Genomic DNA, 25435 nt, shown 5'->3' on the forward strand with positions numbered 1-25435 from the left:
ATCAGGCCTCTGTGAGCCCGGGGAGCGCTGAGGCGGCGAAGCGGATGTGCTCCTCGGTCACCCGTGCCGCCTCCTCCGTGTCGCCGGCGATGATGGCTTCCAGGATCTGATGGTGCTGTGCCTGCAGTCGGGACATGAGCGTCTGCGGTTCGGCGATTCGGTTGAAAGAGGCGAAGATCGACGTGCGCAGGGAGGTGCGGATCGCCCCCGTCAGATCGGAGAACAGCTGATTGCCGGCCGCCTGGGCGATGGCGACGTGAAACGCCGTGTCCGCGTCGTTGAAGACGTCGATGCTGATGCCGGGGGTGTCCATCATGGCGAGCTGGGCATTGATCGCAGCCAGCGAATCCTTGTCAGCACGGGTGGCCGCGAGGATCGAGCTCGAGCGCTCGAGTTGGATGCGCGTCTCGGTTACATCGTCGATGCTGAAGTTCGCCAGAGCGACGTGGAGGCGGAGGAAGCGGGTGAGCGCAGCCGAGGGCATCGCGGCGATGAAGGTTCCCGCACCGCGGCCCGACCCGCCCGAGGAGCGGACGACCCCGAGGCTCTCGAGCACTCGCAGGGCCTCGCGGACGCTGGCCCGGCTGACTCCGAGCTTCGTCGCCAGATCGCGTTCGGCAGGCAGGGGGTCGCCGACAGTGAGCGAGCCGGCCATGATCCGCTCTTCGATGGCGTCGATGACGAGCTCATAGGTGCTCGGCCGGTTCACGGGCTTCCACGTTGCGCCCTTGTCCTCGCTCATGGTCTCCTCCTCCATCGGATCATCATGTCATGTCTCTTCTTTTGTCAGTGTTCTGCTTGTGCCTGTGCCGTCGCCGCTCTGTATGAATCTGCGGCACCGCCCGGCAGCCTCGGCGAGGAACTCCGGAACGCGTGCTTGACGCAGATCACACCGCGGTTCTATGCTCAGATTAATGGTCTGACCTCATAAAGGCCATACTGAACAATTCGATCACTCGAGTTCGGAGCGCGTTCACAGGGGAACGGTCCCGCCGTGGGCAAGCCCGGCTGTGTTGGAGAAGAAACCATGTACACACCCGAAATCGCGCCGGTGGCCGACAGTCTGCTGTGGTCGTCGCTGCTGGCGATCCTGCCGCTGCTGACGATCTTCGTCACCCTCGGCGCACTGAAGTGGAAGGCCCACTGGGCCGGACTCACGGCCGTCGGAGTCGCCCTCGTCGTCGCGATCGCGGCCTACGGAATGCCCGTCGGACTCGCTGCGCTGTCGGCGACGCAGGGATTCGCCTTCGGGCTGTTCCCGATCATGTGGATCGTCATCACCGCGATCTGGCTCTACGAGCTCACCGTGCGTTCAGGGCATTTCGAGGACCTGCGCCTGGTCATCAACGTCATCTCCGATGATCCGCGCATCCAGGCCATCATCATCGCCTTCTGCTTCGGCGGCCTGCTCGAGGCGCTCGCCGGATTCGGCGCCCCGGTGGCGATCACCGGCGTCATGCTCGTGGCTGTGGGGTTCACCGCTATGCGCGCCGCCGTCGTCGTCCTCGTCGCCAACACCGCGCCGGTGGCCTTCGGAGCCATCGCCATTCCGATCATCACCGCCGGTACGCTGACCGGCATCGACTACCAGGACATCGGTGCGATGGTCGGTCATCAGACTCCGTTCCTCGCCGCGATCGTCCCGCTCTTCCTCGTCATGCTCGTCGACGGCCGCCGCGGACTGCGCCAAATCTGGCCCCTGGCACTGGTCGTCGGAGTCGTGTTCGGCTTCGCCCAGTACATCTCCTCGAACTTCCTCTCGGTCGAACTCACCGACATCATTGCCTCCCTCCTCGGACTCGCCGCAGTGGTCGTCATGCTGCGGTTCTGGAAGCCGAAGGGCGGACAGGATGCGCTCGATCGGATGGCCGACGAGCGTGAGCACGAAGACGCCGATGCCCCTGACGCCGGCGGTGCCGGCGGCGTGGCCACTGATTTGAAGAAGGAGACCGCGCCCCTGACCGGGTCCCGAATCTTCCTTGCGCTCTTCCCCTACCTGCTCGTCATCGTGATCTTCTCCGTGGCCAAGCTCGTGCCTGCCCTCAACAACTGGCTGGCATCGACGGACGTGGCGATTCCGTGGCCGGGGCTGGACGGAAACATCCTCGACTCGGCCGGTGAGGCCTCGACGAGCACGATCTACAACTTCCAATGGCTGTCTTCACCGGGAACGCTGCTGCTCATCTCCGGTGTCATCGTCGCCATCGTCTACAAGATGACGGCGAAGGAAGCCCTCGATGTCCTCGTCGTCAATGTCGTGAAGATGCGGTTCTCGATCCTCACTGTCGGCTCGGTGCTCGCACTGGCCTATGTCATGAACCTGTCCGGCCAGACGATCACCATCGGCACCTGGATCGCAGGCACCGGGGCCTTCTTCGCGTTCCTCTCACCGATCCTCGGTTGGCTCGGCACCGCTGTCACCGGTTCGGACACTTCGGCCAACGCGCTGTTCGCCACACTGCAGCAGACCGCCGCCCATGAAGCCGGCCTCAATCCGCTGTTGCTCGTCGGGGCCAACAGCTCCGGCGGTGTGCTGGGTAAGATGGTCAGTCCCCAGAACCTCACGATCGCCGCAACGGCTGTCGGACTGCTCGGAAAGGAGGCCTCGATCTTCCGCCGCGTCATCGGATGGTCGCTGGGCATGCTTGTCCTCATGTGCCTGCTCGTCGGACTCCAGTCGACGGTTCTGTCCTGGATGGTCCCCTCGGCCTGAGTCAACACTGCCCACCCTGCATTCCACCACTCACCCCAACGCACAGCAAGGAGCGAAAGACATGGTCAAGAGACGGATACCCCAGCCGGCCGAGATCTTCGATCTCATGAAGTTCAAGAAGTTCGAACTCGACCCGAAGAAGCGCCGCCTGGAGAATGCGCTGACGATCGAGGATCTGCGCAAGATTGCGAAACGCCGGACCCCGGCCGCGGCGTTCGACTACACCGACGGGGCCGCCGAGGGCGAGATCTCGATGGAACGCTCGGTCCAGTCCTTCCGCGACATCGAGTTCCACCCCTCGATCCTCAAGGACGTCACGAACGTCGACACCTCCACTCAGATCATGGGCGGCAGCTCGGCGATGCCCTTCGGCATCGCTCCGACCGGCTTCACCCGGCTGATGCAGACCGAGGGTGAGACCGCCGGTGCCGGGGCTGCCGGAGCCGCAGGCATTCCGTTCACCCTTTCGACCCTGGGGACGACCTCGATCGAGGACGTGAAGAAGGTCAATCCACACGGCCGCAACTGGTTCCAGCTCTATGTGATGAAGCAGCGCGAGATCTCCTACGGTCTTGTCGAGAGGGCGAAGAACGCCGGATTCGACACCCTGTTCTTCACAGTCGACGCTCCTGTGGCCGGGGCTCGGCTGCGCGATACGCGCAACGGATTCTCCATTCCGCCGCAGCTGACTCCGCAGACGATCCTCAACGCGATCCCACGTCCCTGGTGGTGGTGGGACTTCCTGACCACTCCGAAGCTCGAATTCGCCTCTTTGTCGCAGACCGGCGGCACCGTCGGAGAGCTGCTCGACTCGGCGATGGATCCCTCGATCGACTTCGATGATCTCGCCGAGATCCGCGCCATGTGGCCGGGCAAATTCTCCGTCAAGGGCGTGCAGACGCTCGAGGACGCGAAGAAGCTCGCCGACCTCGGCGTCGACTCGATCGTCCTGTCCAACCACGGCGGACGCCAGCTCGACCGGGCTCCCGTTCCCTTCGAACTCCTCCCCGAGGTGGCCCGGGAGATCGGCAAGGACGTGGAGATCATCGTCGACACCGGTATCCGCAACGGTGCCGATATCGTCGCCTCGCTCGCACTCGGCGCGGACTTCACGCTCATCGGCCGTGCCTACCTCTTCGGTCTGATGGCCGGCGGCCGGGAAGGTGTAGACCGCACGATCGAGATCCTCGGCGAGCAGGTCGAACGCACCATGCGGCTGCTGCAGGTGGCCGATGTCTCCGAGCTCAACCCCAGTCATGTGACTCAGCTGCGTCAGTTCAACCGCGACGACCGGGCTGAGATCGTCTCATCGTGCCCCGCAAAGGGCTGATCACCGAGCGGTCCGGAGCGCAGAAGCGGGCGGTCGGCGGCGAAGGTGTCTGAACCTTTCGTCGCCGACCGTCCGTTTCGCTGTGCCGAATTCTCACTGTGCGAGCCGCGCGGACCCGGGGCTGGTCGGGAACGATCGCATGGCTGGGTCGATCACTTCCCGAATTCGTCCTCAAGGCGATCGAGTACGTTCGTCGCCGAGTAGTAGTCGAGGCGGAAGGAATCGAGTCCCATTGCGTAGACAGCATCGTTCTTCACCGCCGGGGTGCTCTTGACCAGCGAGTTCTTCTTGTACGACTCGGCGGTCTTCTCGTTCGCGTTGAAGAGGAACACGGACTCGCCGGTCACGGCCTTCGAGAGGTTCTCTCCGGTCACCTCGAAGATATCGGAGCGCTTGCCCATCTCGCCTTGGCTGGTCGTGCCTTCGGGGACCTCGGCGAGCTCGAACCCGACCTTTTCGAGCAGCTTGGCCTGAGCGGATTCCGGCGTCCAAACGTTGGCGCTGGCACCGGAACCGCCGCCCTTGGCCTTCTCATTGAAGACCATGCCGGTCACCGGCTGTGCGGGGGCGTCGATCGAGTCCTTGACCTCCTCGGCGCGGGCATCGAATTCCTCGTTGACCTTCTTCGAGTTGTCCTCGTGGCCGGTGATCTTGCCGAGCTGGGTGGTCACTTCCTGCCAGTCCTTGTCGCCGTAGTCGATGACCACGGTCGGTGCGATATCGCTGAGCTGATCGTAGATCGCATTCGCCGAGTCCTGACCGGTCTTCGACACGATGATGAGGTCAGGTTCCTCGGCCAGTACGGCCTCGACGTCGGGGTCGCCCTGGTAGAGGGCTTCGACGTCCTCCTCTTTCGCGACGTCGCTCCACTGGGTGAAGAAGCCCTGATCGTCGGCGACGGGGGAGTTGGGCATGGTGGCACCGGACGCGGTGACCGGGGCGTCGATCGCCAGCAGGCTGCCGGTGAGGGTGACGGCGGTGGAGACAATCGTCTCGGGCTGCTTCTCGATTGTGACCTCGTGGTCGGCGTCGTCCGTGATGGTCAGCGGCCAGGCGCCGTCGTCGGCATCGGCGGTCGTCTCAGTGTCCGCGGAGCCCGACCCGCTGCAGGCGGAGAGTCCAAGGGCGGTGACGAGGGCGATCGAGGCGACCGCAAGTCGGCGATCGGTTCTTTTGGCGAGGCGGGACATGAGGTCCTTTCGTCGAAACGGAATAGTCGCATAGCTGAGCCTAACCTAACCAGTCGCGAAAACTGCATGCGTGGTGACTTGTTTCTCGATTCGGCCCGGGTCCGGCGCACGGAAGAAGTGCTTCGGTGTTGCCGATGGGCCCCGCCTGATCGGTACCGCAGGAGGGTCCTTCATTCGATGCCCGGATGTGAGCTATGCTTCCAACACCTGAGTGTGGGCGAAGCTGCCTGCGGCGATCGATTTCGGTGGAAGAGCTGTGAGGGCATATACATCGCAGACGATGACGACGGCGGAAACCTCGCCGCATGAGGCTGTTGCCGTCTGGACAGAGCTCATCTGCGAGACCTTCGTCAAGCTCGAGGCCCGCTGCTCATCGGTGGACTCCTTCCGCGGTGAGATCAGGCGGGAGACCATCGGCGAACTCGAGTTCTCCACGGTCAGTGCCTCACAGCAGGACGTGCTGCGGACGCGACGGTTCGCTGCCTCCGCCGATGACGAATTCCTGCTGTTCTCGATCCAGCGCCGTGGCGAAGGGTTCGTCGAGCAGGACGGAAGAATCGCACAGCTGCGTCCCGGCGGAATTGCGCTCTATGACAGTGGCCGACCCTACCGTCTGCATTTTCCTGCAGGCTTCCGGCAGCTCGTTGTCCAGTTGCCGAAGTCCGCGATCGGGGTCGACGATACCCGCGCGATCACTGCTGTCACCCACGGCCCGGGCTCTCCCGGCGGCGTCGTCTCGCAGTTGCTGCTGGCGATGAGCGATCAGCTGCAGAGCGGCGGTTCGGCCCTGGCGCCCATGGTTGATCACATCCTCGGGGCGCTGAGCGAGGTGCTGCGAGAGCGCGAGGTCTCACGGCCTGGACGGTTGCCGGACGAGTTCATGCGGCAGCGCGTCGAGTCCATGATGCGACGAGACCTCCACGACTCGACTTGGACGGTGGAGCGCTTGGCTGCGCGCTGCAGCGTCTCGGTCCGCACGCTCTACCGACTGTTCCCCGACGGCGGCGTGTCATCGGCCATGCGCCGAATGCGCATCAGTGCGGCCGCGGCTTTCCTCTGCCTGAATCCGCAGGCGACCGTCGGCGCCGTGGCCGGCCGGTTCGGGTTCGACAGCGAATCCGGATTCATCCGTGCCTTCCGCGCGGAGAATGGAGTGACGCCGAGGCGGTTCGTTTCCGGGCTGTGATGCAGCATCTGCGGCAGCTGCCATGCCATTGCCGGCGTTCCTGCAGTCGCTGTCCGGTTCCTATGGCTTTCGAGATCAGGCGGATCTGGTCAGTGGCTCTGGCAGATCTGGTCAACACGAACGTGACGAAGACTCCGATACTGATATGACGCAAGTCCCATCTGCAAAGGAGCAATCATGGACCGTACGATCACCGCCGCCGCTGTACAAGCCGAACCCGCTTGGCTCGACCTCGATGCCGCAGTGGACAAGACGATCTCACTCATCCGCGAAGCCGCAGACAACGGGGCCGATCTCGTAGCGTTCCCGGAGACCTTCCTCCCCGGCTACCCATGGTGGATCTGGCTCGACTCTCCCGCCGATGGGATGCGCTTCGTCCCCCAGTACGCACAGAATTCAATGACATCCGACGGCCCGGAGATGGTCCGCATCCGTGCCGCGGCGCGAGACGTAGGAATCTATGTGGTCGTCGGCTACAGCGCGAAGGTCGCCGGCAGCTTGTACATGGCCCAGGCGTTCATCGACGCCGACGGCGAACTGCAGGGTGTGAGGCATAAGCTCAAGCCCACCCACGTCGAGCGCACGGTCTTCGGAGAAGGCGACGGCTCCGACCTGCAGATCCATCAGACCGAGCTCGGACGCATCGGCGGACTCAACTGTTGGGAGCACTTCCAGCCGCTGTCGAAATACGCGCTGTTTGCGGAGAACGAAGAGATCCATGTCGGAGCCTGGCCGTCGTTCTCGATCTACGAAGGAGCCGCTCAAGCGCTCAGTCCGGAGGTCAATACCGCAGCAAGCCGCGTCTACGCCGTTGAAGGTCAGGCTTTCGTCCTCGCCCCGTGCGCCCTCGTCGGTCAGGCCGCGATGGACACCTTCTGCGACACAGAGACGAAGAAGAATCTCCTCAAGCTCAGCGGCGGGCACGCCCGGATATTCGGGCCAGAAGGCTCGGAGCTCGCGACACCGCTCGCGCCCGATCAAGAGGGAATCCTCTACGCGACCCTTGATCCCGCGATGATCGCGATCGCGAAATCGGCAGCCGACCCGGTCGGGCACTATTCTCGCCCCGACGTGTTCCGACTCCTCATCAACCGCAACCGCACCCCGAAGACCGTAGACGTGGCGACCCTGGCCGATGTGGAACCGGCCGCGGATCTCTATGCCGTGGAAGACTGAAATGTCCGCGCGCGAATCCGCAATTCCTGTGTATCTCGGGCAGGAGCGAACCCGCCCGATGGCGATGAAGGACGGCTGCCGTCCGGCAACGGGTCTGCTTGGATTCTCGCAGCACAGCCAGTTCGGATAGAGCCCGGCGGACAAGAATCTCCTAACGCTCCGCCTGCGGAAGATCGGCTTCCGAAAGCACTGACGGTCCCGGAAAACGGGGCCGTCAGGTGCGTGAAAAGGAATTCTTCAGTGCGGAGGAATAAAAGCAACCTCACCAAAGTTGAGTCTAGTGTACGCAACTTTGATGAGGTTCGACTTGACGGCCGAAACCTCGAAGAGAATACTTGAGTCAGGTTGGCTCAATGTGTGCGGTCGAGTGGTTCTGCTGAGGAATCGGAGCCGCCCGATCGCACACATTCGAGTCGCAGGAACTCACAATCTGTTAGGAGAGAACACTATGGCACGTGCAGTCGGAATCGACCTCGGAACCACGAACTCCGTCGTCACCGTCCTCGAGGGCGGCGACCCGAAGGTCATCGCGAACGCAGAGGGCGGTCGCACGACCCCGTCCGTCGTTGCGGTCAACAAGAACGGCGACTCCCTTGTCGGTGAGATCGCCAAGCGCCAGGCTGTCACCAACATCAAGAACACGGTCGCTTCGGTCAAGCGCCACATGGGCACCGATTGGTCCACCGAGATCGGCGGCAAGAAGATGACCGCTCCGGAGGTCTCGGCCCGCATCCTCCAGAAGCTCAAGCACGACGCTGAGGAATACCTGCAGGAGAAGGTCACCGACGCGGTGATCACCGTTCCCGCATACTTCAACGACGCCGAGCGTCAGGCTACGAAGGACGCCGGTGAGATCGCCGGACTCAACGTCTCGCGCATCATCAACGAGCCGACCGCTGCTGCTCTGGCCTACGGCCTCGAGCGCGGCAAGGAAGATGAGACCATCCTCGTCTTCGACCTCGGCGGCGGCACCTTCGACGTGTCCCTGCTGGAAGTCGGCAAGGATGAAGACGACTTCTCCACCATTCAGGTCCGTGCGACCTCGGGTGACAACCGCCTCGGCGGTGACGACTGGGATCAGCGGATCGTCGACTGGCTCGTCGAGCAGGTCAAGAACAACTACGGTGTCGACCTGACCAAGGACGCCACTGCTCTGCAGCGCCTCAAAGAAGCCGCTGAGCAGGCGAAGAAGGAACTGTCCTCGGCCACCAGCACGAACATCTCGCTGCAGTACCTGTCGATGAGCGAGAACGGACCCATCCACCTCGACGAGTCGCTGACTCGCGCGAAGTTCGAGGATCTCACCAAGGACCTCCTCGAGCGCACCAAGGCTCCGTTCCACGCAGTCATGAAGGACGCAGGCGTGTCTGTGTCTGACATCGACCACGTCGTCCTCGTCGGCGGTTCGACCCGTATGCCCGGCGTCTCCGCCGTCGTCACCGAACTCACCGGAGGCAAGGAGCCCAACAAGGGCGTCAACCCCGATGAAGTCGTCGCGATCGGTGCGGCAGTCCAGGCCGGTGTCCTCGTGGGAGAGCGCAAGGACGTTCTGCTCATCGACGTCACCCCGCTCTCGCTCGGTCTCGAGACCAAGGGCGGCGTGATGACGAAGCTCATCGAGCGCAACACCCCGATCCCGACCAAGCGTTCGGAGACCTTCACCACGGCTGAGGACAACCAGCCCTCCGTGTCGATCCAGGTCTTCCAGGGTGAGCGCGAGTTCACTCGCGACAACAAGAACCTCGGCACCTTCGAGCTGACCGGCATCGCTCCGGCTCCGCGTGGTGTGCCGCAGATCGAGGTCGCCTTCGACATCGACGCCAACGGCATCGTCCACGTGTCGGCCACCGACAAGGGCACCGGCACCGAGCAGTCGATGACGATCACCGGCGGTTCCGCACTGCCGGAGGAAGACATCGAGCGCATGGTCCGCGAGGCCGAGGAGCACGCAGAAGAGGACAAGAAGCGCCGTGAGGCCGCCGATGTCCGCAACAATGCTGAGAACCTCGCCTACCAGACCGAGAAGCTGCTCACCGACAATGCCGACAAACTCCCTGAAGAGATCAAGACTGAGATGCAGGGCGACGTCGACGCTGTCAAGGAAGCGCTCAAGGGCGAAGACGAGGACGCAGTGAAGACCGCCTACGACAAGCTGATGGAAAACCAGCAGAAGATCGGCGAAGCCATCTACAACCAGCAGGGTGGTGCCGAAGGCGCCGCAGCTGCCGGTGAGGGTGCAGCCGAGTCCGGTGCCGATGACGACGTCGTCGACGCCGAGGTTGTCGACGAAGAGGATGAGGAGAAGAAGTAATGACTGCCGAGGGCAACGACGAGTCGTCCGAGGAGCCAGGCTTCACTTTCAGTGACAAGCGCCGGGTCGATCCGAACACCGGTGAGGTCCGTCCCGAGGCCGACGCGCAGTCGGCCTCGGCCGAGGCCGGCGAGGAGCCGACCGCGGATCCGAACGCCGAGCAGGCCGAGACCGCGTCCGCGGCCGATGCCAGCGACCTCGGTGTCGACATCCCCACCGATGCCTCCGGCCTCGAGGACACGGAGCCGGCGGACGAACCCGAGCCGGGATCGGAGGCCGCAGCGCACCTCGCTGACCTCAAGCGCATCAACGCTGAGTACGCCGCCTACCGGATGCGTGCCGAACGCGAACGCGAACGTGCGGCGCTAGGCGGCACGATCAAGGTCGTCGAGGCGCTCATCCCCGTGCTCGATGAGGTCAAGCTCGCCCGCGAGAACGGCGATGTCACCGGGCCTTTCGAGACCCACGTGGACAAGCTCGTCGACTCGCTGGCGAAGCTCGGCGTCGAACAATACGGCGAGGTCGGCGAGGAGTTCGACCCGAACGTCCACGAGGCGCTCATGCAGCAACCCTCGGACGAGGTGGAGAGCCCGACGATCTTCCTGGTCATGCAGCCCGGATACCGGATCGGGGAGCGCATCATCCGCGCCGCCCGGGTCGGTGTCCAGCAGCCGGAGGACTGAAACGACCACGATCGCCGAGGCGGCCCCCGGTCCCGTTCGTCAGTTCACTGACGTACGGGGTCGGGGACCACCTCGGCGGCGGTCCGGATCTTCGGGGCAGCGTCCCCGGGGATGCGGATTGTGAGGAGACAAGTGAATACAGTGCTGACAGGATTGATGGGAAGGAAAGGAGGTGCCAGGTGAATACCGGACCTCAGAATGATTGGTTCGACAAGGACTTCTACAAAACCCTCGGCGTCTCCAAGGATGCTTCCGACGCCGAGATCAAGAAGGCCTATCGCAAACTCGCGCGCAAGTATCACCCGGATGCGAATCCCGGTGATGAGAAGGCCGAGGAGAAGTTCAAGGAGATCGGGCAGGCCCACCAGGTGCTGTCCGACAAGGAATCGCGTGCCCAGTACGACCAGGTCCGCGCTATGGGCGGCGGTGCCCGGTTCAGCGCCGGATCCGGTGGGCCCGGCGGTGCCGGTGCTGGCGGATTCGAGGACGTATTCTCCGATCTCTTCGGAGGTGGCGGACGCACCCGGACCCGCACGACATACGGAGGCGGAGGCGATGTGCCTCCGGATCTGGCCGATCTGCTCGGCGGATTCGGCGGCGGTGGCGGCTACGGCGGCGGATTCGGTGGGGGCTACTCGCCCCCGGTCAAGGGTGGCGACATCAAGTCGACCACGACGCTGTCGTTCACCGAAGCGATCGACGGTGCCTCGGTGAAGCTGAACATGCCAGGCGGCAGACCGCTGACCGTGCGGACTCCGATCGGTGTCAAGGACGGGCAGAAGATCCGCCTGGCCGGCAAGGGCAAAGCCAGCCCGAACGGCGGCGAGGCCGGTGACGTGATCCTCACGGCGAACGTCAAGCCGCACCCCGTGTTCACCCGTGACGGCGACAACCTGCGCATAGATCTGCCGGTCAGCTTCGACGAGGCGACCCTCGGCGCCGAGGTCAAGGTGCCAACTTTGGGCGGGATGCCGGTCAAGGTCAAGGTCGCACCGGGGACACCCTCGGGCCGAACCCTGCGTGTGCGCGGCAAGGGCGTGAAGACGAAGAAGGGCACCGGCGATCTCCTCGCGACGGTCGAGATCGTGGCGCCGAAGAATCTGTCCGATGAGGCCAAGGCGGCTGTCGAAACGTTCAAGGCCGCCACCGAGGGCGAGGATCCTCGGGCTGGCCTGCTGGATCGGGCTAAGGCCAGTTGAGGTGGTGAATCACAATGCACATTTCATCGAGTGCTGCGGTGTATGTCATCTCGGTGGCCGCGGATCTGGCGGGGATGCACCCGCAGACACTGCGGCAGTATGACCGCTTGGGCCTCGTCACTCCGGAACGCACCGCGGGCCGCGGGCGGCGCTACTCGGGTCAGGACATCGCCAAGCTGCGACTGATCCAGCAGCTGTCCCAGGACGAGGGAGTCAATCTCGTCGGGATCAAGAAGATCATCGATCTGCAGAATCAGGTCGATGCTCTCAAACACCGCAATGAGGAGCTCGAGGCCGAGGTCCGTTCGCGGATGACGGCGCAGGAACGCGAGGCTCGCGTCTTCGCCGCCGGCACGGTGGGTGGAGATGTCGTCTCGATCTCGCGGGGGCGTCGCCCGCGGGGCCGCCCCGAACCGGGTGCTCTGGTGCTGTACAACCGGTATCGACGCGGCTGAGCCGGCGGCAGCCGGACAGAGACACGACGACACACAGAGACACTGCGACACTGAGAACTGCGTCGAGGCGGAGCGCGAACCTTTGATCGGGTTCGCGCTCCGCCTTTTCGCAGGTGCTCAAAGATTCCGGCTCTTAGCGGCCCAGAACAGTATGGGCGCTGTGCGACACTGATCTCTGTGAACGAGAAAGAGAAGGTCCGTCAGGTCGCCGACAGCGCTGATACGGCGGCCCAGGAAGCCGCTGACAGCCGCTGGTTCGAGCGGGTGGCTCGTGCCGGCTTCCTTGCCAACGGATTGGTCCATGCCATCCTCGGTGCGACTGCTATAACGATCGGGCTCGGTCAGGGCGGGGGAGACGCCGATCAAGCCGGGGCCGTCGGCCAGATCGCTTCACAGCCGTTCGGCATGGTGCTGATCGTCATCTGCTTCCTCGGCTGTGCGCTGATGGCGTTGTGGTGTCTGGTCAATGCGTTCTTCGGCTCGGCATCGCTGCGTGGCGCAGGCACTCGAGACCCGCAGCAGAAGCAGGGGAGGAAGCAGTGGATCGACTTCTTCACAATGGTCGCTTCTGCCGTTGCCTATGTGGTGGTTGCCGCGACCTTCTCCCAGTTCGTCTTCGGAGGGGGAGCGGACTCGGGCAAGACGAGCTCACAGGCCTCGACGACCGTGGCGAAAGCACCGGGTGGACTGTATGTCCTCATGGCCGTCGGCGCCGTGATTGCGATCATCGGCATCGTGTTCAGTATCAACGGACTGCGACGGAAGTGGAAAGAGGAGCTGCGTCGGCCGCGCAGCACGATCACTCGTTTCCTGGTCGGATTCACCGGCGTCGTCGGTTATCTGGGCAAAGGTGTGACGCTGCTGTCGGTGGGCATCCTCGTTGCGGCCTCGGCGGCCACCGGTGATCCGGAGGAGTTCACTGGAATCGACGGTGCGCTCAAGGGGATGCGCGACCAGCCCTTCGGGCCGTACCTGCTGCTGGCCGTGGGGCTCGGTCTGATCCTCTACGGAGCCTTCCTCGCTCTGCGCTCGAGGTACGACCGCATGAAGTGAGCTGTCTGCTGCCTCCCCTTCTGACGACTACAAGAAGAGCGCGAACCCGGTCGGGTTCGCGCTCTTCTTTGTCTCACGCCCAGCTCAGTCGAGTTCGGGCAATTGTTCTCAGTTCGTCGCTATCAGATCTCAGCGGGATCCTGGGCGACCTTCTTGCGGCGCATGGTCAGTGCGACTGCGACTCCACCGATGAGGAGGAGACCTGCACCGCCGACGAGGCCGGTCAGCTCGGTACCGGTGCGGGGCAGGTCGCCGCTGTTGCCGGCATCTCCATTGTCGCCATCGTCGTTTCCGTCGGCGTTGCCGTCTTCGCCGCCGTCGCTGCCGCCTGCATTGGCATCGTCGCTGACGGAGAACTCACCGGTCAGTTCGTCATCGCCACAGGTGACGGTCACATCGTAGTCGCCGATGTAGGCCGAGGCGTTGGAGGCGCTGGTGCCGTAGACGTTGACGCTGGCCTTGCCCTCGTCGTCAGCCTTGACGGTCTTGTCGAAGGCGGTGACGTTCGACTCGCCCTTGGGGTTGACGAGGAAGCGGATGTCTTCGCCGGGCTCGCAGTTTTCGACGGCGAGGGTGACGCCCTTGTCTTCCTTGACGAAGTCAGCGGGGGAGATGGTCTCGGGGGAGACGGCCAGCTTGGCTTCGGCAGCAGGAGTGGTGGGCTCGTCGGTTTCGTCTTCGGTGATGGTGAAGGTCTGAGCATCGGAGCTGGTCTCGGTTTCCTGGTCGACGCCCCAGACGGAGTAGTCGCCGGCCGGGAGGTTGTCGTCGCCGTCGAACTTCAGGGTTGCGGAGATCTTTCCTTCTTCGTCGGCGTCGACTTCGACGGTGGCGAAGGGCGACTGGGCGGTTCCGCCGACGACGGTGACCTTTCCGTCGGGGGTGAAGCCCTCACCGGTGACCTTGATGCCGTTCTTCGCGAAGTCGCTCTCCGAGATCTTGTCGGTGCTGAGCGAGACCTTCTGGTCGGCAGCGGGGGCCTCGGGCTCGTCGGTGTCTTCGCCGGTTACCTCGAAGGTCATCTGGAAGGAGATATTGCTATCCGCGCTGTCGTTGACAACAACGGAGTAGGTGCCGACGAACGCGGGGTCATCGGTGCCGTAGACCTTGTGCGAGAAGGCGCCATCAGCATTCGTTGTGGCAGTTGTATTCAGCTCGTTGACGTTCTGTCCACTCGCCGGAGCCACAGTGATGTCGTAATCGTGGTCAGTCTCAAGACCGGCACCAACGACGTCGACACCCTTCTCCAAGTCCCCGAAGTCAGCCTGGGAAACAATCTCGGTCGAGAGCGTCACAGAAGCTTCTTCGGCCTGCTTGTCGATCGAGCCAGCCTGAGCCTTGAGGGCCCCGGGCTTGGCGGTAGGTTGGGTGTCGGCAGAGGCCGCTGGGGCGGGTGCTTCGGGTGCGGCAATAACTGGGGATGCGGCCAGGCCGGTGATGGCGATAGCCACCGCGGGGGCGAGGGCGAGCTTCTTCATGTATTTCCTTCGAAAATTACAGCTGGGTGTGAAGTAGTGCGAATGTAACAGTAATGCAACAATCACCACACGCATAGTTGTGGTCGTTTTGTTCACTACGGAAGTCGGATCGCCGTCAGGGTTCAGCGTCCGTTCACGATGAATAGATTGAGGGGTGGTCCGGCGCGCGCCGGACCACCCCTCAATCTGCGGCCGAAAGCGGCCGTCTGACTCAGATCAGAAGCTCGTCGGAGTCTGACCGAACTTGTTCTTGCGACCGGTCAGCGCGATCGCGGCGCCGCCGACGAGGACGAGCAGGGCCCCCGTCGTCAGTCCGCCGAGGTCGGCGCCGGTACGCGGCAGCTGGCTGCCGGCGTTGCCGGCGTTGCCGTTGTCGCCGCCGTTGCCGTCGTCTCCACCGCCGTTGGCGCCCTGGGTGACCTTGAAGGCGTCCTTCATGGTGTCATCGCCGCAGGTTGCTGTCGCGGTGTAGGAGCCGACGTAGGCCGAAGTGTTCGTCGAGGTGCCGAAGACGTTGACGGAAGCATTGCCTTCGTCGTCGGCCTTGACGGTGTTCTCGTAGGCCGTGACGTTGATGCCCTTCGGGGCGACCTCGAAGTGGACATCGGCGCCGGGCTCGCAGTTCTCGACGGCGAGGGTGACGCCCTTCTTCTCGTTGGCGAAGTCTGCGGCTTCGATCGTCTTCGGCGAGACCTTGAAGGTCGCCTCGGCGGGGGCCTCGGTTTCATCCTCGACGACGTTGATGTTGCCGTTGAGGGTCTCCGATTCGGTGCCTTCGCGGTCGATGGTGACGGTGAACGGGACCTTTCCGGCCTCAAGGTTCTTCGGGTTGCCTTCGTACCAGAGGTGGAGCTTGTAGTCACCGTCGGCTTCAGCCGTCTCGGTCTTCCCGGTGAGGGAGTCCTTGATCTTGTCGCCCTTCTTCACGCCCGAGACGGTGACGGTCACACCCTTGTCCTTGTTGGCGAGGTCCTCGGCGGTGATCTCCTTGGGATCGACCTTGAGGGACGCGTCGATCGGGTCGACGGCGTCCTCGTCGTCGGTCACAGTGATCTCGACCGGGTCGCTCGTCTCTTCGGTCTCGTCGTCGACGAAGGTCAAAGCGTATGTACCGGCTTCGAGTGACTCGGGCGCAATCACGGCACCTTCGACGTTGCCGTCCTCGTCCGCGCGGAGCTCTTCGGCCTGAGGTGCGGCGGCACGCTGGGGTGTCACGGTTTCGCCCTGGACGGTGATGGTTCCGTTCGATGAGAACCCGGATCCGCTGAACTTCAGTCCGTCCTTCTTGAAGTCCTCGAGGGAGATCTTCTTCGAATCGATCTTGACGGTCGGGTCGACGTCGCTGGTCTCGTCGGCGACGTTGATGTTGCCGTTGAGGGTCTCCGATTCGGTGCCTTCGCGGTCGATGGTGACGGTGAACGGGACCTTTCCGGCCTCAAGGTTCTTCGGGTTGCCTTCGTACCAGAGGTGGAGCTTGTAGTCACCGTCGGCCTCAGCGGTCTCGGTCTCCGCGGTGAGGGAGTCCTTGATCTTGTCACCCTTCTTCACGCCCGAGACGGTGACGGTCACGCCCTTGTCCTTGTTGGCGAGATCCTCGGCGGTGATCTTCTTGGGATCGACCTTGAGCGACGCATCGATCGGGTCGACGCCATCACTGTCTGCAAAGGGTGTGTACGAGAAGCTGGTGGCTTCCGTGGCGGTCTGTGCCTCTGGGCGCTCGATCTGAACGGCGAGGTTCTGCTTGCCGGAAGTGAGTGCCTCTGCACTCTTCGCGGAGTGCAGCTTGAGAGTGGCGGTCGAACCCTGAGCAGTTGTTGCCGGGCCGGTCAGTCCCGACTTGACGGAGACCTTGTCACCCTTCTCGAGTCCGGTGACCTTGACGGTCACGCCATCCTCGTGGAGTTCTTCGGCGGTGACATCATTCGAGACGACCTGCACCGAAGCATTGATCGGGTTGACCGTGTCCTCAGCCTTGTCATCGTCCTTGGCGTCCTTGTCCTCGTCCTTGGGGGCAGGAGCGGGCTTTGGGTCGACCTTCTTCGGGGGCTTCTTGGCGTCGTTCTTCTTGTCCGCCTTGTCTTTATCAGCCTTGTCTTCGGCAGCCTTCTTCTTTTCTTCGGCCTTCTTGGCGTCTTTGGCCTTCTTTTCGGCGGCCGCCTTCTCCTCGGCCTTCTCCTCGGCCTTCTTCTCGGCCGCTTCCTTTTCGGCCGCAGCCTTCTTGGCCTCTTCCTTCTTGGCCTGCTCGGCCTCGTCCTGCTTCTGCTGCTCGGCCTTGGTGGATGCCGACTGCGTGGAGGGGGATTCCGCGGCGGCGACCGGACTGGCGACGAGGCCGGTGAATGCGAGGGCGACTGCCGGCGCGAGGATGATCTTCTTCATTGGAGTGCCTTCAATCTCTGTGACGAGGGGTGTGATACGGCACTCATCCTAGGTTCCAAGGATTCCCTAAACTATTTCTGTACATTTTGTTCAGGTTTAATTGCTGTAACGCTTCGGTGAATTTCTGTAATCGCTCCGTGACCTACTAATTGGTAATTGCTGAAGGGCTGAGGAGAGTTCAGTGCAAACCTCAGACCGGCCAGGCTTCGGCTCGGATCTGCTTGCGCTGTTCGACGGTGGGCACGCGGACTGTCAGGGCCGAGGGCCTGACCTCCATCTCGAGGTACGACGACTGCCCGAGCGGATCCCCGTCGAGCTGAATGTTGAGGTCCTCACCTGCCTCGATGACGACCTTCTGACACTTGCGGATATTCGTGTGCAGACCGCGTGAGGCCCGACGTCCCGCGATCGAGGCAAGGACGCCGAGCCACTGGCCGAGGTTCTTCGGGCTGACGATGAGCACATCGAGCATGCCGTCGTCGATGACCGCCTGCGGCAGCAGCTGGATCCCGCCCTGCAGGCGCCCGCAGTTGCCGCCGAGGACCGACCGCACTCGTGCCGAGATCCGATAGTCATCATCGAATGTGACCTTGACCTGACTCGGTTTGCCCGCGAGCTTCCGCGATCCGGCCTCGACATAGGCCAACCAGCCCAGTCGACTCTTGAGCTCATCGCTGGTGTCGGCCATGACCGCGGCATCGAAGCCGAGCCCGGTCATCACGGTGAAGATATGGCTCTCGCCATCCTCGGCGGTCTTCGCCGTTCCCACATCGATCTCCCGATTGCGCCCCCACAGAGCGATTCGCAGCGCCCACTCGGTCTTGTCGAGGACGAGATCGATGTTTCGGGCGAGCAGGTTCCCTGTCCCCAGAGGCACGATCCCCATCGGCGTGGAGGTGCCCGCCAGCGCCGAGGCGACCGCGCGGATGGTTCCGTCCCCGCCGGCGGCGATGACGACGTCGACCCCTTCGTCGAGCGCGCGGATCGTGGCCCCTTCGCCGGAGTCTTCGAGCGCGGTCTCAAGCACGAGGGGAGGGTTCCACCCCTCGAAGCGGCAGATCGCTTCGGCGGTTGAAGCCAGACGGCGCACATCGGTCTTCGTCGGATTGACGATGAGGGCGGCGCGGTATCGGGCGGCATCGTCGACTTCGGTGTCCTCGAGGTTCGCGGGGTGGGCGTAGCGCCTGACCCTGGCGAGGACGCGCCGTGCGCCCATCCGTCGACCGAGGAGGAACGCGGCGCCGAGCACAACGAGGGCACCGGCGACGACGACCCAGGTCATCAGGGGGTCCAGCTCGATGATCATGTGCCAAATCTACCGTGTCGAACTCGGGTACAGGCTGAGCGCCGAATGTCGGAAACGGGCCCGGCCCGTTAAGCTGAGAGGGTGATCGATCTAGCGCTTCTCAGAGACAACCCGGCCCTGTTCAAGGCATCACAGGAGGCTCGCGGGGCATCCGTCGAGCTCATCGACGAGGTCCTCGCCGCTGATTCCGCACGTCGTGCAGCCATCACGGCCTACGAAGACGCTCGCGCGGACCAGAAGGCTTTCTCCTCCCAGATCGCCAAGGCGGCGAAGGAAGACAAGCCTGCGCTCATCGCCGAGGGCAAGCAGAAATCCGAGGCCGTGAAGTCGCTGTCGGCGGAGTCCGAAGAGGCGAGCTTCGCTTTCGACCAGCTCGTGTCGAAGGTTCCGAACCTCATCATCGACGGCATCCCCTCCGGCGGCGAAGAGAACTTCGCGACGCTCAAGACCGTCGGCGAGCCCCGCGACTTCGGCACCGACGGCTTCGAACCGCTCGACCACCTCGAGATCGGTGAGAAGCTCAAGGCCATCGACACGCAGCGTGGCACGAAGGTCTCCGGATCCCGTTTCCACTACCTCACCGGTTTCGGCGCCAAGCTCGAGATGGCGCTGCTCAACCTCGCTCGAGACGTCGCCGAGGAGGCCGGGTTCAACCCGACCATCACCCCGACGCTGGTTCGCCCCGAGGTCATGCGCGGCACCGGATTCCTCGGCGAGCACGCCGATGAGGTCTACCGTCTCGAAGCTGACGACCTGTTCCTCGTCGGCACCTCTGAGGTCCCGCTGGCCGGGTACCACATGGATGAGATCATCGACCTCTCCGACGGTCCGCTGCGCTACGCCGGAATCTCGTCCTGCTACCGCCGTGAGGCCGGCTCCTACGGCAAGGACACCCGCGGCATCATCCGCGTCCACCAGTTCCAGAAGGTCGAGATGTTCGCCTACGTCCCGGTCGAGGACGCCGCGGCCGAACACGAGCGGATGCTGTCCCTGCAGGAGAAGATGCTCGGTCTCTGCGAGCTGCCCTACCGGGTCATCGACACCGCCGCCGGCGACCTCGGCGATTCGGCTGCCAGGAAGTTCGACTGCGAGGCCTGGGTGCCGACGCAGGGCACCTACCGAGAGCTGACGTCGACGTCGAACTGCACGACTTTCCAGGCCCGCCGTCTGCACATCCGCGAACGTCACGATGGAGCGACCCGCCCGGTTGCGACCCTCAACGGCACCATGGCCAATACGCGCTGGCTGGTGCCGATCCTGGAGAACCACCAGCAGGCAGACGGCTCGGTCACGGTGCCGGCGGCACTGCGGCCCTACCTCGGCGGGATGACCGCGCAGGGGCCGGAGGGTCCGCGCTACTGAGCCTGCGCCGCTGAGCGCAGGCCGGTCGGCGGGACTCGGCTGGCCCAAGCTGCTCGGCTGGTTGAAAGCGAACGTCCACAGAAAACTCAAGCTCACGTTGGGAGACACATTGGCCCCGCACCTCATCGCCCTCGATGTCGACGGCACGATCGTCGACTACGACGGATCCCTGTCGGAGCCGGTGAGGCAGGTGCTCGATCGGCTCGCCGAGGAGGGTCATCATCTCGTGATCTCCACCGGCCGTGCCCTGCCGGGTGCGCTCGAGGTCGTCCGTGCGCTCGGCCTCAAGCACGGTTTCGTCGTGTGCTCGAACGGGTCGGTCGTCGCCCGTCTCGACCCGGAGCTGCCGCTGGGGTGGGAGTTGCACCACGTGGTGTCCTTCGACCCGCGCGATGCCCTGGAGAAGATGTACGAGGCCCTGCCGACGGCGCTGTTCCTCGTCGAGGACCCCGACCTGCACCGGTGGGCGTCGGGGGAGTTCCCGGTCGGGGAGCTCGCCGAATCCGACACTCTCGACATCGTCGACTTCGAGGAGCTGCTGACCAAGCGGGCCACACGCATCGTCATGCGCGAGGTCAACGGCACCGCCGAAGAGTTCGCCGCCGCCGTGGATTCGCTCGGACTCCATGAGGTCAGCTATTCGGTGGGGTGGAGCAACTGGCTCGACATCGCCCCGGACGGGATCTCGAAGGCCAGCGGATTGGCGCTCGTCGAATCCGAGCTCGGTGTCGACCATGAACACACCGTAGGCGCTGGGGACGGGCTCAATGACCTCGAGATGATCGAATGGGTCGAACATTCCATCGTCATGGGCCAGGCCAAGGACGAGCTCAAGGTGCTCGCCAGCGTCGTCACCGATCCGATCGAGGACGACGGCCTGGCCGTGGCCCTCATCGACTACTTCGGCCTCGACGATTCTCTGCTGGACGCGACCGGCACCACCGACACCCGCCCCTAATTGCTACGTGACGGCGGCCCAGCAACCTCGCGCGAGGTTGCTGGGCCGCCGTCACGTAGCAATTAGGGGTATTTTTTGTGGGTGTCGAGGACCGCGTCGAGGTAGCGGGCGACGCCGTCGTCGTCGACGGCCTCGGTGACGGCCGCGGCGATCGCCTTGACCGAGCCCAGAGCATTGCCCATCGCCACACCGTGCCCGGCCCACGAGAGCATCTCGATGTCATTGGGCATATCCCCGAACGCCATCACCTGTGACTGCGCCACGCCGAGGTGGTCGCACAGATCCGACAGCGTCTTCGCCTTCGTGATTCCGGCCGGCGCGAGCTCGACGAGCCCATTGTCCGGTTCGGAGAACGACGCATGGCAGGTGCCCTCGAGCAGGGGGTCGATGAGATCGTGCATCGCCTGCGAATCGCTCGTATCCAGACGCACAAGCACCTTGACGACGTCCTGACCGGCCAGTTCGGAGACATCGTCGATGATCCGGGCCTCACGCGGCCGGTGCGCGACGAACTCGCGATCGATGAAACCGCCGTTGAGAGTCTCATAGGCGAACCTGGCCTCGGGATGGTCGGCCCGCACCGCCGCGGTGATCTCCGCAATCGTCTGCGCATCGATGCTGTGGGCATCGACGACGGACTGGGAGGCGATGTCGTAGACGACGGCACCGTTGAGGCACACGACCCGACCGAGATCGGGAATCTGCTCGGCGATCGGCGCGAGCCAGCGGATCGGTCTCCCCGTGACGAGGACGAAGGGAATGCCTACATCCTGACAACGGTGGATCGCGTCGATCGTGGCCTTCGAGATCGGCTTCCAGTTCAGCAGCAGAGTTCCGTCGATGTCGCTGGCCACGAGCCCGAGTTCGAAGTCGGCCGGAGGCAGGCGGTCCGGACTGAGTGGAGGAATCATGATGGCCCCAGCCTAGCGAGGTTCTCCCGCGCCCGCCCCAGCAGCTCCTCGGCATCGGCGATGAATCGCGCGGTCGCCTGTGCGCTCGAGTCGATCGGTCGCCCGGCCGGGGCTTCCGTCCGCGCCATCGACGCCGCGAGCACCGCCTCGCCGACCTTCGATGAGGCCTTCGTCAGCAGTTCGGGAACATCGCCGACCGCGTTGCGGTCCGGTCCGGGCACCACCTGACCGGTCACGGGACAGCAGGCGTGGAGGTCCGCGGTGATGCCGTCGACGACGTCGACGAGGGCATTGAGCCGGTGGGTGCCGTCGACGATGACGTCGACCGGATCCCTACCGGCCCCGGTGACCTCATCCCTCGCCGAGGCGGCCCCGGAGGCGGCGCTGTCACCCGAGGGGCGTGCCTCGTGGAGGGCGAGGGCCGTGGTGTAGTAGCGGTCGACGACGCGGATGAAGCGGTCGCGGTTGTGCCGCCACAGCCCGGTGCCGAATCGCTCATCGTCGCCACCGGTCCTGTGCGTCTTCTTGACCAGGCCGGAGAGGAGGCGCTTCACAGGTAGTTGCCGGTGCCGCGATCGTCACGGTCCGTCGCCGACTTCTCCGCCGACGGTCCTTCGGCGCCGGGCTGGGCCCTACCGGGGGCGACCATTCCGGGCGACAGCTGACCGCGCCCACCGAGCTGCTGAGCCATCGCCTGCTGAGCCATGATGGCGGTCTGGATGCCGTGGAAGAGCCCCTCGAGCCAGCCGACGAGCTGTGCCTGGGCGATGCGCAGTTCGGAGGTCGTCGGCGGGCCGTCACCGGAGTCGAAGGGCAGATCGAGGCGTTCGAGCTCCTCGATGAGGTCTTTCGACAGGCCCTCTTCGAGTTCTTCGATGGAGCGGCGGTGGATCTCGGCGAGTCGTTCACGGCCCTTCTCATCGAGCTCGGTGCCGCGGACCTCCTCGAGCAGCTGTTTGACCATGGTGCCGATGCGCATCACCTTCGCCGGCGAGGAGACATCGGCCTGGTCCTTCTCCGCTCGGGCCAGGCCATCGGTGCCGCCGTTGTCTTCGCGGTCGGGCGTCTCGGTCATGCCCGGTCACCGTCCGGGTCGACGATGAGCAGAACCTTGCCGATGTTCGCCCCGTCCTCGAGCGCTTGATGGGCCTGGGCCGCCTCGGCGATCGGGAGGGTCTCGTGGATGATCGGGCGGATGTCGCCGGCGGTCACGGCCGGCCACAGGCGCTCGGACACCTCGGAGACGATGGCGATCTTCTGTTCCTTCGGCCTGGCCCGCAGGGTCGTGGCCGAGACCGACTTGCGCGGCTGCATGAGCCAGCCGAGGTTGATCTCGGTCTTCGTTCCGCCCTGCATGCCGATGATGACGAGGCGACCGTCGGTGGCCAGAGCCTTGATATTGCGTTCGAGGTACTTCGCGCCGATGATGTCGAGGATGACGTCGGCGCCGGTCGAACCGTCCTCATGGGTGCAGATCTCGTGGACGCGTTCGACGAAGTCCTCGTCGCGGTAGTTGATGACGGCGTCGGCGCCGAGTTCGCGGCAGAATTCGGCCTTCCGCTCGGATCCGACGGTGACGGCGATCTTCACGCCGAGGTGGTTCGCGATCTGGATCGCGGCCGTGCCGATTCCCGATCCTCCGCCGTGGACGAGCAGCCATTCGCCGGCCTCGATCCGTGCCCGGCCGACGATGTTCGACCACACGGTCGACAGCACCTCGGGCAGGGCAGCCGCCTCGGTGAGGTCGAAGCCTTCGGGCACGGGAAGCAGCTGACCTGCGGGGACGGGGACGAACTCCGCGTATCCGCCGCCGGACAGGAGGGCCGCGACCCGGTCGCCGACGGTCCAGCCGGTGACTTCGGCGCCGAGCTTCTCAATCGTGCCGGACACTTCGAGGCCGGGGATCAGCGTCGCGCCGGGTGGGGGATCGTAGAAGCCGCGACGCTGGAGCAGGTCGGCGCGGTTGACGCCGGCGGCATGGACGCGGATGAGCACCTCATCGGCGGCGATGTCAGGTGTCGGCTCGTCGGTGAGCTGCAGAACCTCGGGCTCACCGGGGGAGGAGATCGTGATTGCGCGCATGCTCCCACTCTAGTGCGTGGGCCGACAGGAGGGCAGGGGCGTTCGGGCAACGGTACGCGGGCCGTTCGGGTCGCGGTATGCAGGCCGTCTGGGTGGTGGCTGAGAATACTTCTGCCCAAATCTAGGTCGCTATCGGATACTTCTGGAGCTCAGAAGTATCCGATAGCGACCTAGATTTGGCGAAATGTCCGATTGCGACCACTGTTTGGCAGAGTTTCCTCCTGCCTCAGGCGCAATCGCCACCCGCGGCGGCTCTTGCGCCAGAAGGGATCGCCTTCCGTGGCAGCGAGCGGACTAGGCGAAGAGGCGGAACATCGGCGAGTTCTGGTGCACCCGCTCGACCTCGATCGACGAGGCCTCCATCCGTTCGAGCAGGTTCGGCAGATCTTCGGCGTATCCGAGCTGGATGCCGACGAAGGCGGGTCCGGTCTCACGGTCGGAGCGTTTGACGTACTCGAACATCGCAATGTCGTCCTCGGGTCCGAGCACCTCGTTGAGGAACCGGCGCAGGGCACCGGGCTCCTGCGGGAAGTCGACGATGAAATAGTGCTTGAGGCCCTCGTGGACGAGGGAGCGTTCGAGGATCTCCGGGTAGCGGGAGATGTCGTTGTTGCCTCCGGAGACCAGGCACACCACGGTCGAACCGGGTTCGATGGTGATCGGTTTGTCCGAATCCGGCCCGCCGATCCCGGCCGAGGCCAGGGCGCCGGAGGGTTCGGCGATGATGCCGTCGACCTGGTACATGTCGAGCATCTCGGTGGCCACCGCGCCCTCGGCGACGGGGCGGATGTCGAGACCGTGTTCGGACACCACGTCGAAGGTCAGTGCGCCGGCGCGTTTGACGGCGGTGCCGTCGGCGAAGCGGTCGATGTTCTCCAATGTCACGGGGTGGCCGGCCTTGAGTGCGGCGATCATCGAGGCGGCCCCAGCGGGTTCGGCGCCGATGATCTTCGTGTTCGGCATCCTCTCGGCCGCATAGGCGGCGACACCGGCGATGACTCCACCGCCGCCGACGGGCACGATGATGTAGTCGGGGTCGGCCTCGAGCTGGGCCTGGATCTCGGCGGCCACGGTGCCCTGTCCGGCGATCGTCCGACGGTCGTCGAAGGCCGAGACGAGGAGGGCGTCATTGCGGTCGGCGAACCGGTAGGCCAGGGCGGAGGCGTCATCGTAGGTGGAGCCGGCGATCTCGATCGTCACCTGCTCTCCGCCGAAGTGGCGGACCCGTTCGATCTTCTGCTTCGGGGTGGTCTTGGGCACGAAGATCGTGCCCTGGATGCCGAGTTCCTTGCAGGCGCGGGCGAAGCCCTGCGCATGGTTTCCGGCCGAGGCGCACACGACGCCGCGCTCTCGTTCGTCCGAGTCGAGTTGGAGCATGAAGTTGAAGGCCCCACGGATCTTGTACGACCGCACCAGCTGCAGGTCCTCACGTTTGAGGTAGACGGTCGAACCGGTCGCGGCCGTCAGCCGCTCGCAGATCTGAAGTGGCGACAGGATGACGGAATCGGAAATGCGCAGCGCGGCCGCCTCGACCTCGTCGGCGAGTGTGAGCTTCTGGGGTGCCATGTCTGTTTCAACCACCAGACTATTGTGCGCCTTCAGTCTTGCCATTTGGCAACTCGTATCGGTATGAGGACACCGAGCGGGTCCCCGCGCGGCCCCG

Annotated in this window: 21 protein-coding genes; 11 read left to right on the forward strand and 10 right to left on the reverse strand. The window is 64.4% G+C overall.

What is annotated here, in order from left to right; genetic code table 11:
- Position 1 precedes the first annotated feature (1 nt).
- Positions 2–742, reverse strand: a complete 741-nt coding sequence (locus EB836_RS09615) for an FCD domain-containing protein (RefSeq protein WP_205683344.1) — start codon at positions 740–742, stop codon at positions 2–4.
- 285 nt (positions 743–1027) lie between these two features.
- Between EB836_RS09615 and EB836_RS09620 the strand changes: the two genes are divergently transcribed.
- Both EB836_RS09620 and EB836_RS09625 read left to right on the forward strand, forming a co-directional pair.
- Positions 1028–2713: an L-lactate permease gene (locus tag EB836_RS09620; protein ID WP_135539834.1), complete on the forward strand. Its 1686-nt coding sequence runs from the start codon at positions 1028–1030 to the stop codon at positions 2711–2713.
- A 61-nt stretch (positions 2714–2774) separates the two neighbouring features.
- The gene (locus EB836_RS09625) at positions 2775–4043 is read left to right on the forward strand and encodes an alpha-hydroxy acid oxidase (RefSeq protein ID WP_135539836.1); all 1269 of its coding nucleotides are present in this window, start codon (positions 2775–2777) and stop codon (positions 4041–4043) included.
- Positions 4044–4195: 152 nt separating this feature from the next.
- Here the strand turns inward: EB836_RS09625 and fepB are convergent, their stop codons facing one another.
- On the reverse strand, positions 4196–5233 hold the full coding sequence (gene fepB, locus EB836_RS09630) for a Fe2+-enterobactin ABC transporter substrate-binding protein (protein ID WP_135539838.1): 1038 nt from the start codon (positions 5231–5233) through the stop codon (positions 4196–4198).
- A gap of 280 nt (positions 5234–5513) precedes the next feature.
- On the opposite strand from fepB, the gene EB836_RS09635 reads away from it, so the two are divergent.
- The 7 genes from EB836_RS09635 (at position 5514) to EB836_RS09665 (ending at position 13296) form a co-directional block, all read left to right on the forward strand.
- Entirely contained in the window at positions 5514–6419 is a 906-nt protein-coding gene (locus EB836_RS09635) for a helix-turn-helix domain-containing protein (RefSeq protein ID WP_135539840.1), read from the forward strand.
- Between the two features lie 177 nt (positions 6420–6596).
- Positions 6597–7595, forward strand: a complete 999-nt coding sequence (locus tag EB836_RS09640; RefSeq protein WP_135539842.1) for a carbon-nitrogen hydrolase family protein — start codon at positions 6597–6599, stop codon at positions 7593–7595.
- 448 nt (positions 7596–8043) lie between these two features.
- Positions 8044–9906: a molecular chaperone DnaK gene (dnaK, locus tag EB836_RS09645; RefSeq protein WP_135539843.1), complete on the forward strand. Its 1863-nt coding sequence runs from the start codon at positions 8044–8046 to the stop codon at positions 9904–9906.
- Entirely contained in the window at positions 9906–10589 is a 684-nt protein-coding gene (locus EB836_RS09650) for a nucleotide exchange factor GrpE (RefSeq protein WP_135539845.1), read from the forward strand. Before dnaK ends, EB836_RS09650 begins: the two co-directional genes overlap by 1 nt.
- A gap of 179 nt (positions 10590–10768) precedes the next feature.
- The gene (locus tag EB836_RS09655) at positions 10769–11788 is read left to right on the forward strand and encodes a DnaJ C-terminal domain-containing protein (protein WP_135539847.1); all 1020 of its coding nucleotides are present in this window, start codon (positions 10769–10771) and stop codon (positions 11786–11788) included.
- Positions 11789–11802: 14 nt separating this feature from the next.
- Positions 11803–12243 (forward strand): helix-turn-helix transcriptional regulator, encoded by a 441-nt coding sequence (locus EB836_RS09660; protein ID WP_135539849.1) that lies wholly within the window; start codon positions 11803–11805, stop codon positions 12241–12243.
- Between the two features lie 177 nt (positions 12244–12420).
- Positions 12421–13296 (forward strand): DUF1206 domain-containing protein, encoded by an 876-nt coding sequence (locus EB836_RS09665; RefSeq protein WP_135539851.1) that lies wholly within the window; start codon positions 12421–12423, stop codon positions 13294–13296.
- A gap of 122 nt (positions 13297–13418) precedes the next feature.
- On the opposite strand, the gene EB836_RS09670 is transcribed toward EB836_RS09665, so the two are convergent.
- The 3 genes from EB836_RS09670 to EB836_RS09680 all read right to left on the reverse strand — a co-directional run bounded on the left by EB836_RS09670 (position 13419) and on the right by EB836_RS09680 (position 18459).
- A complete protein-coding gene (locus tag EB836_RS09670; RefSeq protein WP_240689791.1) occupies positions 13419–14774 on the reverse strand; it encodes an LPXTG cell wall anchor domain-containing protein in 1356 nt (451 codons plus the stop codon).
- A gap of 216 nt (positions 14775–14990) precedes the next feature.
- A complete protein-coding gene (locus EB836_RS09675; protein WP_135539853.1) occupies positions 14991–17153 on the reverse strand; it encodes a hypothetical protein in 2163 nt (720 codons plus the stop codon).
- A gap of 190 nt (positions 17154–17343) precedes the next feature.
- On the reverse strand, positions 17344–18459 hold the full coding sequence (locus tag EB836_RS09680) for a diacylglycerol kinase family protein (protein ID WP_240689793.1): 1116 nt from the start codon (positions 18457–18459) through the stop codon (positions 17344–17346).
- Positions 18460–18540: 81 nt separating this feature from the next.
- Here EB836_RS09680 and serS point away from each other — a divergent pair, with 81 nt between their 5' ends.
- Both serS and EB836_RS09690 read left to right on the forward strand, forming a co-directional pair.
- Positions 18541–19821, forward strand: a complete 1281-nt coding sequence (serS, locus tag EB836_RS09685) for a serine--tRNA ligase (RefSeq protein WP_135539855.1) — start codon at positions 18541–18543, stop codon at positions 19819–19821.
- A 97-nt stretch (positions 19822–19918) separates the two neighbouring features.
- Positions 19919–20779 carry an HAD family hydrolase gene (locus EB836_RS09690; protein ID WP_240689795.1) on the forward strand — a complete coding sequence of 287 codons (861 nt, stop codon included), beginning with the start codon at positions 19919–19921 and terminating at the stop codon, positions 20777–20779.
- Between the two features lie 62 nt (positions 20780–20841).
- Here the strand turns inward: EB836_RS09690 and EB836_RS09695 are convergent, their stop codons facing one another.
- The 5 genes from EB836_RS09695 to ilvA all read right to left on the reverse strand — a co-directional run bounded on the left by EB836_RS09695 (position 20842) and on the right by ilvA (position 25338).
- On the reverse strand, positions 20842–21690 hold the full coding sequence (locus EB836_RS09695) for an HAD family hydrolase (protein WP_135539857.1): 849 nt from the start codon (positions 21688–21690) through the stop codon (positions 20842–20844).
- Positions 21687–22244, reverse strand: a complete 558-nt coding sequence (locus EB836_RS09700; protein ID WP_135539859.1) for a hypothetical protein — start codon at positions 22242–22244, stop codon at positions 21687–21689. The genes EB836_RS09695 and EB836_RS09700 overlap by 4 nt, the downstream gene beginning before the upstream one ends.
- On the reverse strand, positions 22241–22765 hold the full coding sequence (locus tag EB836_RS09705; protein WP_135539861.1) for a proteasome activator: 525 nt from the start codon (positions 22763–22765) through the stop codon (positions 22241–22243). Before EB836_RS09705 ends, EB836_RS09700 begins: the two co-directional genes overlap by 4 nt.
- A complete protein-coding gene (locus EB836_RS09710) occupies positions 22762–23772 on the reverse strand; it encodes an NAD(P)H-quinone oxidoreductase (protein WP_135539863.1) in 1011 nt (336 codons plus the stop codon). The genes EB836_RS09705 and EB836_RS09710 overlap by 4 nt, the downstream gene beginning before the upstream one ends.
- 294 nt (positions 23773–24066) lie before the next feature.
- Positions 24067–25338 (reverse strand): threonine ammonia-lyase IlvA, encoded by a 1272-nt coding sequence (gene ilvA / locus EB836_RS09715; protein ID WP_167854421.1) that lies wholly within the window; start codon positions 25336–25338, stop codon positions 24067–24069.
- Positions 25339–25435: the final 97 nt, after the last annotated feature.

The sequence above is a fragment of the Brevibacterium sp. S111 genome, assembly GCF_004745075.1.
Classification (GTDB): Bacteria; Actinomycetota; Actinomycetes; order Actinomycetales; family Brevibacteriaceae; genus Brevibacterium.

What these genes read in the sequence shown, in the direction of transcription:
- EB836_RS09615 (WP_205683344.1), bottom strand. Translation starts at nt 742, where the DNA reads ATGAGCGAGGACAAGGGCGCAACGTGGAAGCCCGTGAACCGGCCGAGC.
- EB836_RS09620 (WP_135539834.1), top strand. Translation starts at nt 1,028, where the DNA reads ATGTACACACCCGAAATCGCGCCGGTGGCCGACAGTCTGCTGTGGTCG.
- EB836_RS09625 (WP_135539836.1), top strand. Translation starts at nt 2,775, where the DNA reads ATGGTCAAGAGACGGATACCCCAGCCGGCCGAGATCTTCGATCTCATG.
- fepB (WP_135539838.1), bottom strand. Translation starts at nt 5,233, where the DNA reads ATGTCCCGCCTCGCCAAAAGAACCGATCGCCGACTTGCGGTCGCCTCG.
- EB836_RS09635 (WP_135539840.1), top strand. Translation starts at nt 5,514, where the DNA reads ATGACGACGGCGGAAACCTCGCCGCATGAGGCTGTTGCCGTCTGGACA.
- EB836_RS09640 (WP_135539842.1), top strand. Translation starts at nt 6,597, where the DNA reads ATGGACCGTACGATCACCGCCGCCGCTGTACAAGCCGAACCCGCTTGG.
- dnaK (WP_135539843.1), top strand. Translation starts at nt 8,044, where the DNA reads ATGGCACGTGCAGTCGGAATCGACCTCGGAACCACGAACTCCGTCGTC.
- EB836_RS09650 (WP_135539845.1), top strand. Translation starts at nt 9,906, where the DNA reads ATGACTGCCGAGGGCAACGACGAGTCGTCCGAGGAGCCAGGCTTCACT.
- EB836_RS09660 (WP_135539849.1), top strand. Translation starts at nt 11,803, where the DNA reads ATGCACATTTCATCGAGTGCTGCGGTGTATGTCATCTCGGTGGCCGCG.
- EB836_RS09670 (WP_240689791.1), bottom strand. Translation starts at nt 14,774, where the DNA reads ATGAAGAAGCTCGCCCTCGCCCCCGCGGTGGCTATCGCCATCACCGGC.
- EB836_RS09675 (WP_135539853.1), bottom strand. Translation starts at nt 17,153, where the DNA reads ATGAAGAAGATCATCCTCGCGCCGGCAGTCGCCCTCGCATTCACCGGC.
- EB836_RS09680 (WP_240689793.1), bottom strand. Translation starts at nt 18,459, where the DNA reads ATGATCATCGAGCTGGACCCCCTGATGACCTGGGTCGTCGTCGCCGGT.
- EB836_RS09695 (WP_135539857.1), bottom strand. Translation starts at nt 21,690, where the DNA reads ATGATTCCTCCACTCAGTCCGGACCGCCTGCCTCCGGCCGACTTCGAA.
- EB836_RS09705 (WP_135539861.1), bottom strand. Translation starts at nt 22,765, where the DNA reads ATGACCGAGACGCCCGACCGCGAAGACAACGGCGGCACCGATGGCCTG.
- EB836_RS09710 (WP_135539863.1), bottom strand. Translation starts at nt 23,772, where the DNA reads ATGCGCGCAATCACGATCTCCTCCCCCGGTGAGCCCGAGGTTCTGCAG.
- ilvA (WP_167854421.1), bottom strand. Translation starts at nt 25,338, where the DNA reads ATGGCACCCCAGAAGCTCACACTCGCCGACGAGGTCGAGGCGGCCGCG.